Here is a 13772-nt window from a genome sequence, read left to right as displayed (position 1 = left end):
AAGAACGGGGAGAAGGACGCTGTCATCGACGTTGGCTCCCTTCCAACAGATCAGAGCTGTCCGTATGACCTATGCCGTGTCCGAAATACGACCTGCCGGCAAGCCACGACGCAAGCGGCTGTCTCACGCCGCAATCGAACCCTGGCTCTATCTCAGCCCGGCGATCGTGCTGCTGGTCGTCGTGCTCCTGGTGCCGCTGGTCATCGGTATCGGCTACTCGTTCCGCAAGTTCTCGGCTTTCAAATCCGAATATGTCGGGCTTGGGCAGTATCAGGCGATGCTGTCGGATCCTGTGCTCGGGCAGGCGCTCGTCAACACGCTGTGGTGGACGGCAACCAGCCTGTTCTTCCAATTCTTCCTTGGCCTTGGCCTGGCGCTGCTGCTCGACACGCCGTTCAGGGGCAGAAAGATCGTGCAGGCGGTGGTGTTCCTGCCTTGGGCGGTACCGTCCTTCCTCTCGGGCCTAACCTGGGCCTGGCTGTTCAATCCGATCATCGGACCGCTGCCACATTGGCTCTACGGCTTGGGGCTGAAAGCCGAGCCGACCAATGTGCTCTCCGACCCCTCGACCGCCATGTGGGGACCGATCGTCGCAAATGTCTGGTTCGGCATTCCCTTTTTTGCCATCACGCTTTTGGCGGCGCTGAAGTCGATCCCGTCGGAACTGCATGAGGCGGCGGCGATCGACGGCGCCTCGCCGTGGCAGCGCTTCACCAAGGTGACGCTGCCGTTCCTGGCGCCGACCATCATCATTACCGTCATGCTGCGCACGATATGGATCGCCACCTTCGCCGACCTGATCTTCGTCATGACCGAAGGCGGGCCTGCCGGTTCGACCGCCACCGTGCCGGTCTATATCTACGTCAGCGCGTTCAAGTCGCTGGACAAGGGCTATGCCTCCGCGGTGGCGGTGCTGCTGCTTGTGCTGCTCATCGTCTACGCGGTTGCGCTGATCGGCATCCGCCGCTCACTGGTGAGGCACGTCTGATGATTGCCGGACGCTCCGTCTCCTCGCGCATTCTCGGCGGCATCGGCCTTTACGGCGCCATCGGCGCCTATATGGGCTTCGCGCTGTTCCCGATCTTTTGGACGCTGAAGATCTCGGTTACGCCCGAACGGCTGCTCTATTCCGAAGGCATCACTTTCTGGCCGTCGCAAACGACGCTGCAGAACTTCGTCACCGTGCTCGAAGCCACCGATTTCCCGCGCTACTTCCTGAACAGCGTTATCGTTTCGGTGTCAACGGCAGCCTTCGTAACGGTCATTGCCACGCTTGCCGGCTACGCCATGTCGCGATTTTCCTTCCGCGGCAAGGCGACCCTGGCCATCCTGCTTTTGCTCACCCAGACCTTCCCGCTGGTGATGGTCATTCCACCAATCTACCGCATCATGGGGCAGATTGGTCTCATCAACAGCTTGACCGGCCTCGTCATCATCTACACCGCCTTCAATACGGCGTTTGCGACCTTCCTGATGCAGTCCTTCTTCGACGGCATTCCCAGGGATCTGGAAGAGGCAGCCATGATCGACGGCTGCACGCGCCTGCAAGCGATGCGCAAGGTGATCGTGCCGCTGACGCTGCCCGGCATGGGTGCGACGCTCGGCTTCGTCTTTACCGCCGCGTGGAGCGAGTTGCTGTTTGCGCTGATGCTGATTTCCAGCGACGACCAGAAGACCTTCGCAGTCGGCCTGCTCACCTATATCGGCAAATTCGCGGTCGACTGGGGACAGATGATGGCGGCTTCCATCCTGGCGCTGATCCCGGTCTGCATCTTCTTTGCTTTCCTGCAACGCTACCTCGTCACCGGCCTTACCGCCGGTGCCGTCAAGGGATAGATCATGGCATCCGTCACACTCGAAAAAGTCCGCAAAGACTATGGAGCCGTGCGCGTCCTGCACTCGGTCGATCTCGAAATCGCCGACGGCGAGTTCGTCGTCCTGGTCGGCCCGTCGGGCTGTGGGAAATCGACCCTGTTGCGCATGATCGCCGGGCTGGAGGAGGTCTCCGATGGCGAAATCCATATTGGCGAGCGCCTGGTCAACGACATCGCGCCAAAAGACCGCGACATTGCCATGGTGTTCCAGTCCTACGCGCTCTATCCGCATATGGACGTGTCGAAGAACATGGGCTTCAGCCTGATGCTGAGAAAGGCCGGCAAGCCGGCCATCGACGCAAGGGTGGACGGAGCCGCCAAGCGACTCGGGCTCGATGCGCTTCTGCAACGCTTGCCGCGGCAATTGTCCGGCGGCCAGCGTCAGCGCGTCGCCATGGGCCGTGCCATCGTGCGCGACCCGAAAGTGTTTCTCTTCGACGAGCCGCTTTCGAACCTCGATGCCAAGCTGCGCGTCCACATGCGTGCCGAGATCAAGGCGCTGCACCAGCAATTGAAGACCACTTCGGTCTATGTCACCCACGACCAGATCGAAGCAATGACCATGGCGGATCGCATCGTCGTCATGCATGACGGCTTCGTCCAGCAGGTCGGCGCGCCGCTCGATCTGTACGATCGGCCGATCAACATGTTCGTCGCCGGTTTCATCGGCTCGCCCGGCATGAATTTTCTGCCGGCGTCGGTTAAAAAGGGCGACAAGTCGGATGCCGTCCTGGCCGACGGCCAGAAGCTGAGGCTGCCCGACGGTCTGCCGCTCAGGGATGGCGACGCGGTCACCGTCGGCTTGCGGCCCGAGCATATCCGGCTTGCCGACAATGGCGCGCTGAAAGGCGAGGTGGGCGTGGTGGAGCCGCTCGGCCTATCGACGCAGTTCTATACCAAGCTTGCCGGCCAGCAGGTCTGCGTCTTCGCCATGGGACGGGCGAGCGTGAAGCCGGGTGAGGCCGTGCGCCTGTCGGCCGACCCGGCGTCGCTGCATCTGTTCGATCCAGCAAGCGGCGATCGCATCGGCTAGTCCTAAATTCCCGAAACGAAAAACGCCGCCCGGAAGGCGGCGTTTCGGTACTGCAAGAGAAAACCAGATTACTTGATCTTGGTTTCCTTGAACTCGACGTGCTTCTTGGCGACCGGATCGTATTTGCGGAACGACAGCTTGTCCGTCTTGGTGCGGCTGTTCTTGCTGGTCACGTAGAAGAAACCGGTGTCGGCGGTCGACAGAAGCTTGATCTTGATGTTTGCGGCTTTGGCCATGATGTTCGTCCGTTAAATGTTCGTGGAGTTTTGGCCGCTGGAGCACGGGGAAACACCCGGACGCGGGAAACTTGGCGCGACACATAAAGAACGCGCCCGGAAAGTCAACCCTTTGTCCAGGTTCTGTGTCGTAAGCAGATGAGTTGTCCGGATTAGGTAGCAGACGAGTTGTCCGGTTTTATTGCCAGCCGATGGAGGCTGGGGATGAAACGGACAATTGATGTGCTATCAAAGCCGGACAACCTGATTAGCTACCGACAGCCCCGGGAAGCTCCTGGATGACTTCGGCCCTCGTAGGCAGGTGCCGGGTGGGGTCTCAGTTTGAATGCTGCCTATAAGTATCGAGCGATGGACGGCTGATCGATCACCCAAAGCCAGTTCCCGTCAGCTTGCCGGCGAGCGATTTCCGCGGTCACCGTGCCATCGAGAAGGCGCGTGCAAGTGAGCGCCAAATCTCCGTTGACGATAGCCGGACGCTGATCTCCGAGATCAAACTTTCGCCCCGCTGTCACCAACCTAGCGTAAAATCGGCGGATGGCGTCTCTGCCGCAGGCCAACTGTCCGTTGCCGATATCGAGGGTGGCACCGGGTTCGTAAAGAGCAGCCATTCCTTCCGCGTCTCCCGCTTGCTCGCGAGAAACCAATAGCCGCGCCAGTTCATGGGGATCGCTTGCCGGTTTGCGGTTTGCTTCATCATTCATAGGCAGGCTTCCTGACAGCCAAATTCTAACCGAGATACGACCAGGTTCCGGTCACTCCGCCGCGACGGTTTCCGGTTGCAGCGCCTTCTTCCAATCTCCAGTCGTGTTCCACCAGCGGTTCGGGTTGGCGCGGTCGTCGAGACCCTTGGAGCGGCTGGCAAGCAGCGGCTGAATGCGGATCACCGGCTCCTGATAACTGTGAACCTGGTAAATCGCTTCGACGACGCGAGCGGCGAGCTTCTGGTCGTCGGGCAGTTCGAACGACACCTCGACAGTGCCCGGCCGCCTGCGCAATTCCGTCTCGGCGCCGGCGGCGGCACCTTCAAGCGGCCGGTAGCGTTCGATGCCGTCCGCTGACTGAAAGGCATTGCTGTCATATTTGCCCATTCTGAGCGGCGCGATCGCGACCACCGCCTCCATGATGCGGTCGACATCGGCGGCCGGTGCCTGAAAGGTCACCAGCAGCAGCAATTCCATCCGCAGCGATTTCGTCTCAAAGCCACTGTCGATCATCCGAGGTCTCCCTGCTTATGCACTTTGAGGGAGCATATACGCGAGCGCTCCTGACATGGTGGTGTCAGTAGTTAGTCAGCAGTGGGAGCGATGTCGGCGGCGGGCCCACTCAGAGGATTTTGCGGAGCAGCCTGGTGCCGACCAGCACGATATAGCAGGCGAAGAACAGGCCGAGTGCCCAACCGAAGCCCGACGGCCCGAAAGCGTCCATGCCGATGCCGATTGCCTGCGGGCCAAGCACCATGCCGACGCCGTAGCAGAGCACGAAGGCGGCGTTGGCGGAGGCCAGTTCGTGGCCGGAAAGCTGGGAACCGAGATGCGCCAGACCGATCGTGTACATGGCGGCGACCACGCCGCCCCAGACGAACAGAAGCGCGGCCATCAAATGCCAATTCTGCGCGAAGAACGGCATAAAGACGGTGCCGACAAGCCCGACGCTGGCACAGGCCATCAGCAGATAGCGGCGGTCGCTGACGCGGTCGCTGATCATGCCGATCGGGATCTGCAACAGTACGTTGCCGAGCCCGATCATGGTGAGCAAAAGAGCTGCGTCGGCCTCGGAGTAGCCGATGCGGTTGCCGTAGACCGGGAACAGCGCAAAGCCGCCGGTCTCGACCGCACCGAAGACCAGCACGGCCGCGGTCGCCGTCGGCACCAGCCAGATATAACGCAGGAAATTGCTGGTTTCGCCGTCGGCGACGATCGTCGGGCTCTCGTTGCGTGCTGCCAGAACCGGTATGGCAGCGAGCGTCACCAAAGCGATGGTGACGCCGAAGGGCAGGAAGCCGCTGCTGCCGAGATGAGCGAACAGCCATGGCCCGGCGGCAAAGCCGAGAGACAGCACGGTGGCATAGATACCGAGGACCAGTCCGCGTCGGTGTGGCGGCGCCGAGGTGCTGATCCAGAATTCTGAGAGGATGAACAGCACCGTCAGCGCGACGTGCAGCAGGACGCGCAGCGGAAACCACATCCAGAAAGCTGGCGCGAAATGGAAACCGACAAAGGCCAGCGCCCCGGCGACGATCATGGCAAGCATCGTCCAGGCGACCCCGAACCGCATGGCAAGCGGGGTGGCGAGCGGCGCGCCGGCGATCGAGGCGAGGCCGGCGACCGCGGTATTGAGACCGATCATCGACGCCGAATGACCACGCGTTTCCAGGATGACGCTGAGCAGCGGCATGCCGAGGCCGATGGCGATGCCGACGACGCTGATCGAAGAGATCGCCGCGACCATCGGCAGCCAGTGTACGCGTTCCTCGCTCTGCGGCTGGGTGTCGACTGTCATGGAATGCCTGGCTGCTCTAGAGAATTTCGCGGACGAAGCGATTGCGGACAAGCCGATAGAACGGCACGGGACCGCCGGGCCTCAGCAGCGGATCCTGGGCGAGCCGCGTTTCCAGCTCCTCCAGGACCGTGCGCGTGATGTCTGGAACGTCGGCTTGACTGGCCTTGGCCAGCGGCAGCCAAACGACGTCTTCCAACTCGTTGGTCGGACCGCCACCCGGCAGTTCCACGGCGACGTCGTCGCGCCATGCGGCGAGAAAGCGCGTATCGAAGCGGCGCACCCGGTTGGGCGGCGTGATGGCGCGTGCGACGAAGCGCAGCGCTTGCAGTGATGGAATAACACTGTGTTCGACAAAGCCCTGCCAGTCGCGCTTGGCGGTCGCGAAGGTGCCTTTTTGGCCAATCAGCAGCCCGGCCTCCTCATAGGTTTCGCGGATCGCCGACAAAGCAATGGCACGGGCGCGGGCAGCGCTGGTGCGGCCGATGCCCGCGGTCAATCTCGCTTCTTCGTCAGGGTGCAATGCAGTGGCTACGGGGATACGGCTGTCGGCCGGATCGGTGCGGCCACCGGGAAACACGAATTTTCCAGGCATGAAGGCGTGGCGGGCATGGCGACGGCCCATCAGCACCAGCAACTCACCGTCCTTGCGGTCGAGCAGGATCAGCGTCGCGGCGTCACGGGGGCGTATTGGCTGGCTGTCGAGCGCGATTGCGCTTCGCTCAACCTTGTCGACTTCCGCCTTGGTCATGCCGTCCATGCGCTCGACCTAGCGGAATCTTCTCTCATGCGAAAGTGGGCTTCATCCATAGCCGATTGCGCCAGTGATGGCTTCAAGCCTCGGGATGCGACTCGATCAGGTCTTCTTCGCCACCAAAGCCGTGCATATAAAATGCCCATTGCAGGCCGATGACAGCGCCCTTGACCGGCTGCAGCAGGACGACGGCTAGAATGATGGTCAATGGCACCCAGATTGCGATGTGCTGCCAGGTGGAGAGGGTCGAGGTCGCCTCGACACCCATGAAAGCGCCGAGCACGATGTGGCCGACGATGACCACCACAAGATAGGCCGGCAGATCGTCGGCGCGATGGTGATGGAGCTCGTCGCCGCAATGATCGCATTTGTCGACGGTCTTGACGAAGGCGCGAAACAGCTTTCCCTCGCCGCAATGCGGGCAGCGGCCAAGCATGCCGCGCTTCATTGCCGTCCATAGCGGCCGGGCGGTCCGGCCGGAGTGATGCTCGCCGCCGAAAACCAGTTCTTCCACCTGCAGTTCTTTTGGCATCACCGTCTCCTGCCGCGCGAGCCGGTACGCGATTGCGACGCCCGGGCGCGGCCTTTGGCCTTGTGGAACGACCGTTTGGAGCCGGGCAGCGGCTTTGGTTCGGTCAGCATCTCGAAACGCATCGCGCCGGCCATCGGCGCCACCTCGATCAGGCGAACCTCGACGCGGTCGGCAAGCTGATAGCCCTTCCCGGTGCGTTCTCCGAAAAGCGATCGGGCAGTTTCGTCGTATATATAGTAGTCGCCGCCCAGCGTTGAAACCGGAATGAAGCCATCCGCGCCGTACTGCGGCAATTGGACAAACAGTCCCGATTTGGTGACGCCCGAGATGCGGGCGTCGAAACGGTCGTCGATGCGCTCGGCGAGATAGGCGGCGATCAGCCGGTCGACCGTGTCTCTCTCGGCGGCCATCGCGCGGCGCTCGGTCGCCGAGATCAGTGCTGAGACCTCTTCCAGCCGTTCCGCCTCGTCCTGCGTCAGGCCGCCCGGACCAAGGCCGAGTGCGGCAATCAGCCCACGATGCACGATCAGGTCGGCATACCGGCGGATCGGCGAGGTGAAATGCGCGTAGCGCTTCAGGTTGAGGCCGAAATGGCCGATATTGGCGGGCGAATATTCGGCCTGGCTCTGCGAGCGCAGCACCACTTCATTGACCAGTCCCTCATTGTCGGCGCCTCGCACGCGAGCGAGGATGCCGTTGAACTGGTTCGGCCGCATCTGCGCACCGCGCGCCAGCGACAGGCCTAGGGTCTGCAGGAATTCACGCAGCGATTCCTGCTTGGCGAGCGAGGGCGAATCGTGGATGCGGTAGACCAGCGCCTGCCGCTTCGCCTCCAGTGTCTCGGCGGCGGCGACATTGGCCTGGATCATGAACTCTTCGATCAGCTTGTGCGCGTCGAGCCGCTCCGGCACGACGACCTTGTCGACGGTGCTGTCCTGCTTGAGCAGGATCTTGCGCTCGGGTAGATCAAGCTCGAGCGGCTGGCGCGTGTCGCGGCCGCGCTTCAGGATCGCGTAAGCGTCCCATAGCGGCTTCAGCACCGCATCGAGGATCGGGCCAGTCGTGTCGTCCGGTGCGCCGTCGATCGCCGCTTGCGCCTGCTGATAGGCGAGTTTCGCCGCCGACTTCATCATGACGCGATGGAAGGAGTGCCTGAGTTTGTGGCCATCGGCCGAGAAAGTCATGCGCACCGCTATCGCGGGACGATCCTGGCCCTCGCGCAGCGAACAGAGGTCGTTCGAGATACGCTCCGGCAGCATCGGCACGACACGATCGGGGAAATAGACTGAATTGCCGCGCTTCAGCGCTTCGCGGTCGAGCGCCGTGCCATAGCGCACATAGGCGGCGACATCGGCAATGGCGACGGTGACGATCACGCCGCCGGCGTTCTTCTCGTCGGTATCAGGCGTGGCCAACACCGCGTCGTCATGATCCTTGGCATCGACCGGATCGATGGTGACCAGCGGCAGCTCGCGCCAATCGTCGCGGCCGGCAAGCGTCGCCGGCTTGACCGCCTCCGCCTCGGCGATGACGTCGGCTGGGAAAATATGCGGGATGTCGTGCGCGTGGATGGCGATCATCGAGACCGCCTTTTCGCTGGTCAGCGAACCCAGCACCGCCAGAACCTTGGCTCTCGGCAGCCCGTACCGGGAGGCCCGCGCCGGCTCGACCTCGACCAGATCGCCGTTCTTGGCACCCTTCTGGAACTCCTTGTCGACGACCAGTTCAGGCTGGCGCCGCTCCACCGGCTCGATGCGGAACGTGCCGTCCTTCAGCACGCGGAAAACGCCGAGAACCGCATCGGTGCGCTTCTCGAAGATCTTCATCACCCGGCCGGTATAGGCCGGGCCTGCCGGATCGTCGGTTGGAAAGGTCTTGGCCAGCACGCGATCGCCGATGCCAGGCGTCGGGCCATTGCCGCCGCGCGACACGCGGATCGCTATGACCGGAGGTTCGCCATTGCCCACGGCTTCGGTCGGGTGCGCCAGCAGCGCACCGTCGGCGTCGCGGCCAAAGATGTCGAGCACCGCGACGTGGGGCAGGGCGCCGACACGGGCGAGCCGCTTGCGCTCCTTGGTCAGCAGGCCTTCGTCCTGCAGGTCGCGCAACATGTCCTTCAGCCAGACACGGTCTTCGCCGCGCAGCGCAAACGCCTTGGCGATGTCGCGTTTTCCGGCGCGGTCAGGATTTTCGGCAATGTAACGCAGGATCTCGTCGCGCGAAGGCCGGTAATTGTCCCTCACCTTGGCGCGGGTATCGGCGGTGCGCAGATCGCCGTGGCTTCTTCCGGAGACTTTGCGCGCCAACCCGTCCTATCCCTTTTTCCTGGCCGCCGGTTTTTTTGCCGCTGCCGGTTTTTTGGCAGGCGCGGCCGCTTTGCGGAAGGGCTTTCTGGCGCCATTGCCGCCCTTGGCTTCCTTTTCTGCGATCAGCGCCACCGCATCCTCGATCGTCACCGATTGCGGATCCCTGCCTTTCGGCAGCGTCGCATTGACCTTGCCGAAATTCACATAAGGCCCGTATTTGCCGTCGCGCACGACGATCTTGCCGCCGCCGGCAGGATGCTCGCCAAGCTCTTTCAATGCAGCGGGCGTGGCGCCATTGCGGCCGCCTTTGCCTTTTAATTGCTTCTCGGCGATCACCGAGACGGCGCGATTGAGGCCGATCGAGAACACGTCCTCGATGCTGTCGAGATTGGCATAGGTGCCGTCATGCAGCACGAACGGCCCGTAGCGTCCCAGACCGGCCGAAATCATCTTGCCGGATTCCGGATGCTGTCCGACATCGCGCGGCAGCGACAGCAGGGCGAGCGCCTTTTCGTGATCAATCGAATCGACCGTCCAGCCCTTCGGCAGGCTGGAGCGCTTGGCTTCCTTGCCGTCGCCGCGCTGGATATAGGGGCCGAACCGGCCATTGCGCAGCGTGATCTCCTCGGCGGTATAGGGGTCCTTGCCGAGCACCTTGGTGCCGTCTTCGCCGCTGCCGTTCTCGCCATTGGGATTGGCGGCGTCGCCGAGCTGGCGGGTGAACGAGCATTCTGGATAGTTCGAACAGCCGACGAAGGCGCCGAACTTGCCGAGCTTGAGCGACAGGTTGCCGGTGCCGCATTTCGGGCATATGCGGGGGTTGGAGCCGTCTTCCCGCGCGGGAAACACAAGCGGCGCCAGCTCCTCGTTGAGGGCGTCGAGAACGTCGGTGACGCGCAGCTCCTTGATGTCGGCGACGGCGCCGGAAAAATCCTTCCAGAAGTCGCGCAGCACGTCCTTCCAGGCGAGCTTGCCGTCAGAGATTTCGTCGAGTTTCTCCTCGAGCGAAGCGGTGAAGTCGTACTCGACATAACGCTCGAAGAAGCTTTCGAGGAAGGCCGACAATAGCCGGCCCTTGGCCTGCGGCACCAGCTTGCGCTTGTCGATGGTGACGTAATCGCGATCCTCGAGCGTCTTCAGGATGGCCGTATAGGTCGACGGCCGGCCGATGCCCAACTCTTCCAGCTTCTTGATCAGCGAGGCTTCCGAATAGCGCGGCGGCGGCTCGGTGGTGTGCTGGGTGGCGTTGATCGCCTCGCGGGTGAGCTGCTCGCCGGCACGGATCTCGGGCAGGCGGCGGCTTTCTTCATCTTCCGAATCTTCTTCCTTCTGCTCGATGTAAGCGGCAAGGAAGCCGTCGAAGCGAACGACCGAGCCGACAGCACGAAGCTCGGCGGTACGCGAACCGTTGATCGCCTCGATCTCAACCGTGGTGCGCTCGATCTCGGCCGGCTGCATCTGGCTGGCGATGGCGCGTTTCCAGATCATCTCGTAAAGCCGCGCCTGGTCGGCATCGAGATACTGCCTGACGGAAGCCGGCGTGCGCATGAACTCGGTCGGGCGGATCGCCTCGTGCGCTTCCTGGGCATTCTTGGCTTTGGCGGAATAGACGCGCGGCTTTTCAGGCAGGTATTTCGGGCCGAATTCCTTGGCGATCGCATCGCGTGCGGCAGAGATCGCCTCCGGCGCCATCTGTACGCCGTCGGTTCGCATATAGGTGATCAGGCCGGTGGTCTCGCCGCCGATCTCCATGCCCTCATAGAGCCGCTGCGCGACCTGCATGGTGCGGTTGGCCGAAAAACCAAGACCCGATGAGGCGGCCTGCTGCAGCGTCGAGGTGGTGAAGGGCGGGCCGGGATTGCGCTTGGTCGGCTTGGCTTCGACCGACAGCGCCTTGAAGCTGGCGCCTTCGAGCATCGCCTTGATGTCGTCGGCCTGCGCCTTGTTGGAAATATCGAGCTTTTGCAGCTTCTTGCGCTCGAAGGCGGTCAGCCGCGCCTCGAAATTTTCCTTGCGCGGCGTGCCGAGGATGGCGGCGACCTGCCAGTATTCCTCGCGGATGAAGCGCTCGATCTCGGATTCGCGGTCGCAGACCAGACGCAGCGCCACCGACTGGACGCGGCCGGCTGAGCGGGCGCCGGGCAGCTTGCGCCACAGCACCGGCGACAGCGTGAAGCCGACCAGATAGTCGAGTGCGCGGCGGGCGAGATAGGCGTCGACCAGCGGTCCATCGATCTGGCGCGGATTGGCCATCGCTTCCAGCACCGACGCCTTGGTGATAGCGTTGAAGACGACGCGGCTGACCGGCTTGTCCTTCAGCGCGCGCTTCTGCTTCAGCACCTCCAGGACATGCCAGGAAATAGCTTCGCCCTCGCGGTCCGGATCGGTGGCGAGGATCAGCCCGTCGGCGTCCTTGACCGCCTTGGCGATGTCGGCGAGACGCTTTCCGGACGCGGTGTCGACGGCCCAGGACATGGCAAAGTCCTCATCCGGGCGTACCGAGCCATCCTTGGCCGGCAGATCGCGGACATGGCCAAACGAGGCCAGAACCTTATAGTTCTTGCCGAGGTACTTGTTGATTGTCTTCGCCTTAGCCGGCGATTCGACGACGACGACGTCCATACGGTCTCATATCAGTTGTGATGCGGCAGAAGAATTCCGCTGCGCGCGACGAAATCTCGTTCAATGTGTCGCTCACATGGCCGCGCTTTTGCATCCGGTCAAGGCCAAGCAGCCAAAATGCGGCCCTGCACCGAATGCGCAACCCAGCGGCGCCATGCGATTTTCCGCAATCCTGGACAAGGGAAATGGGCCGCCTATCGCTGGACAAGCCCGGCAATTGATCCTGGAGAACGGGACAAACTCTCCCGCGGATATAAGAGAAACATCGATCACGCGCCAGCCCTGCTTGAACAGACGCTGTGAAACGCCCAATCGGATGGGTGCCCATAGGCCCGGCATTTGCCCGGAAATCATAGGAATTGCCATGCCGAAGAGCTGGCCGCCGGGGGTGGTTGGGTGGACTTCCCGGCGACCAGCCGCATTTCCGCCTGTTTGGGCGGATCAGAGGCTCAAGGCTCAGTCGGCCTTGGCGATATGCCAGACGCCGGCGACGCCCTCGCCGGTCACGTCGCCGGCCTTCTTGTCCTTGATGAACGTGTAGAGCGGCTTGCCTTCATAGGCCCACATCTTGGTGCCGTCGGTGCGGTCGACGATTGTCCATTCGCCTTCGGCCTTGGCGCCGGCCTCAGCCTTCAGCGGCGGCCAATTGGCGGCGCATTTGTCGTAGCAGTTCGACTTGCCTGTCTTGTCCTTGTCGTAGGTGTAGAGCGTCATGCCGTTGGCGTCAGTGTAGATCTTGGTGCCGCCGACTTCCGCTTCCTTCCACGCCTCGGCGGCGAAGGACGCGGCGGTGCCGAGCAAGAGCGCAGCCATGCAGATTGCGATCGTTTTCATGGACATCTCCCTGGAAGATTTTCAACGAAGCGCGCGGAATAACGCGGCTTCGTTTGATCAACGCTGCCTGACTGCCCTTTCTTCCCGGGCCGTTTCCCGTCGATCCCGGCGGGGGCGACGACTTGCCACGCGATGGTGATTGGCGGACGACCGTAGTCGCGGCTATATGGCTGCGCAGTCACCGGGAGACGGAAATGGCATTGGACGTCGGCTATGTCAGCGCGATCGGGGCGGGAGCGATCTCGTTCCTGTCACCCTGCGTGCTGCCGCTAGTGCCGCCTTATCTGTGCTATATGGCCGGCGTGTCGGTCGACGATTTCCGCGGCGAGGCCGGCATTGCGGCAAAGGCCGGTGCGCGAGGCGCGCTGGTTAATTCCTCCATCGCCTTCGTGCTCGGCTTCTCGACGGTCTTCGTCGCGCTCGGCGCCGGCGCCTCGACGATCGGCCATCTGCTGCGCGTCTGGCAGGAGCCGCTGGCAATGGCGGCCGGCGTGCTGATCATCCTGATGGGGCTGAATTTCCTCGGCATATTGCGCATCCCTTTGCTTTCACGCGAGGCGCGGTTCCAGTCGCAAGGCAAGCCGGCCAGCCTGATCGCCGCCTATGTCATGGGCTTGGCGTTCGCCTTTGGCTGGACGCCCTGCATCGGCCCGGTGCTGGGGCCGATCCTGACGCTTGCCGGCGGCCGTGAAACGGTGGGCGAGGGCGCGCTGCTGCTTGCTGCCTATTCACTCGGCCTCGGCATCCCGTTCCTCGTCGCGGCGCTGTTTTCCGGCGCTTTCATGCGCTTTCTCGGAAAATTCCGCGTCCATCTTGGTCGCGTCGAAAAGGCCATCGGCGCGCTGCTGGTGGTCGCCGGCGTGTTTTTCCTGACCGGCGGCGTGCAGGCGGTGTCCTACTGGCTGCTCGAGAATTTTCCGGTGCTGGGGCAATTGGGATAGGTTTGCCGCCCGGCCGAGGCCCGAGGTCGTGGGGGGGGGGGGGGCGGGCCCCGCCCCGGGGGGGGGGGGGGGGGGGGGGAATTGCAGGGGGGGGGGGTGGGGGGGGGCGGAGGGGGGGGGCCGGGGGCCCCCCCCCCCCCCGCC

At 63.0% G+C, this 13772-nt stretch carries 13 protein-coding genes; 4 read left to right on the top strand and 9 right to left on the bottom strand.

What is annotated here, in order from left to right; translation table 11 throughout:
- The first annotated feature begins 64 nt into the window (after positions 1–64).
- The 3 genes from NKI85_RS32095 to NKI85_RS32085 are packed head-to-tail and all read left to right on the top strand — an operon-like array spanning position 65 to position 2907.
- The gene (locus NKI85_RS32095; RefSeq protein WP_352530858.1) at positions 65–988 is read left to right on the top strand and encodes a carbohydrate ABC transporter permease; all 924 of its coding nucleotides are present in this window, start codon (positions 65–67) and stop codon (positions 986–988) included.
- Positions 988–1836, top strand: coding sequence for a carbohydrate ABC transporter permease (locus NKI85_RS32090; RefSeq protein WP_352530860.1), 849 nt, complete (start codon positions 988–990; stop codon positions 1834–1836). Before NKI85_RS32095 ends, NKI85_RS32090 begins: the two co-directional genes overlap by 1 nt.
- 3 nt (positions 1837–1839) lie before the next feature.
- Positions 1840–2907, top strand: a complete 1068-nt coding sequence (locus tag NKI85_RS32085) for an ABC transporter ATP-binding protein (protein WP_352530862.1) — start codon at positions 1840–1842, stop codon at positions 2905–2907.
- Between the two features lie 68 nt (positions 2908–2975).
- Here the strand turns inward: NKI85_RS32085 and rpmG are convergent, their stop codons facing one another.
- From rpmG to NKI85_RS32040, 9 genes are all read right to left on the bottom strand, one after another.
- Positions 2976–3143 carry a 50S ribosomal protein L33 gene (gene rpmG / locus NKI85_RS32080; RefSeq protein ID WP_006201775.1) on the bottom strand — a complete coding sequence of 56 codons (168 nt, stop codon included), beginning with the start codon at positions 3141–3143 and terminating at the stop codon, positions 2976–2978.
- 332 nt (positions 3144–3475) lie between these two features.
- Entirely contained in the window at positions 3476–3844 is a 369-nt protein-coding gene (locus tag NKI85_RS32075) for a YybH family protein (RefSeq protein WP_352780029.1), read from the bottom strand.
- Positions 3845–3895: 51 nt separating this feature from the next.
- Positions 3896–4357, bottom strand: a complete 462-nt coding sequence (locus NKI85_RS32070; protein ID WP_352530866.1) for a YqfO family protein — start codon at positions 4355–4357, stop codon at positions 3896–3898.
- Between the two features lie 109 nt (positions 4358–4466).
- Positions 4467–5642 (bottom strand): MFS transporter, encoded by a 1176-nt coding sequence (locus NKI85_RS32065; RefSeq protein WP_352530868.1) that lies wholly within the window; start codon positions 5640–5642, stop codon positions 4467–4469.
- A gap of 16 nt (positions 5643–5658) precedes the next feature.
- The gene (locus tag NKI85_RS32060; protein WP_352530870.1) at positions 5659–6399 is read right to left on the bottom strand and encodes an NUDIX hydrolase; all 741 of its coding nucleotides are present in this window, start codon (positions 6397–6399) and stop codon (positions 5659–5661) included.
- Positions 6400–6472: 73 nt separating this feature from the next.
- A complete protein-coding gene (locus NKI85_RS32055) occupies positions 6473–6925 on the bottom strand; it encodes a DUF983 domain-containing protein (RefSeq protein WP_352530872.1) in 453 nt (150 codons plus the stop codon).
- Positions 6925–9231, bottom strand: a complete 2307-nt coding sequence (gene rnr, locus NKI85_RS32050; RefSeq protein WP_502900748.1) for a ribonuclease R — start codon at positions 9229–9231, stop codon at positions 6925–6927. Before rnr ends, NKI85_RS32055 begins: the two co-directional genes overlap by 1 nt.
- A 6-nt stretch (positions 9232–9237) precedes the next feature.
- On the bottom strand, positions 9238–11853 hold the full coding sequence (gene topA / locus NKI85_RS32045; protein ID WP_352530874.1) for a type I DNA topoisomerase: 2616 nt from the start codon (positions 11851–11853) through the stop codon (positions 9238–9240).
- Between the two features lie 456 nt (positions 11854–12309).
- The gene (locus NKI85_RS32040; RefSeq protein WP_352530876.1) at positions 12310–12687 is read right to left on the bottom strand and encodes a COG4315 family predicted lipoprotein; all 378 of its coding nucleotides are present in this window, start codon (positions 12685–12687) and stop codon (positions 12310–12312) included.
- A gap of 194 nt (positions 12688–12881) precedes the next feature.
- Between NKI85_RS32040 and NKI85_RS32035 the strand changes: the two genes are divergently transcribed.
- Positions 12882–13628: a cytochrome c biogenesis CcdA family protein gene (locus NKI85_RS32035; RefSeq protein ID WP_352530878.1), complete on the top strand. Its 747-nt coding sequence runs from the start codon at positions 12882–12884 to the stop codon at positions 13626–13628.
- Positions 13629–13772 lie beyond the last annotated feature (144 nt).

It is taken from the genome of Mesorhizobium sp. M0571 (assembly GCF_040320985.1).
Lineage (GTDB): Bacteria > Pseudomonadota > Alphaproteobacteria > Rhizobiales > Rhizobiaceae > Mesorhizobium.
Note: the sequence above shows the minus strand (reverse complement) of the source record. Positions and strands in the feature narration are given on the sequence as shown.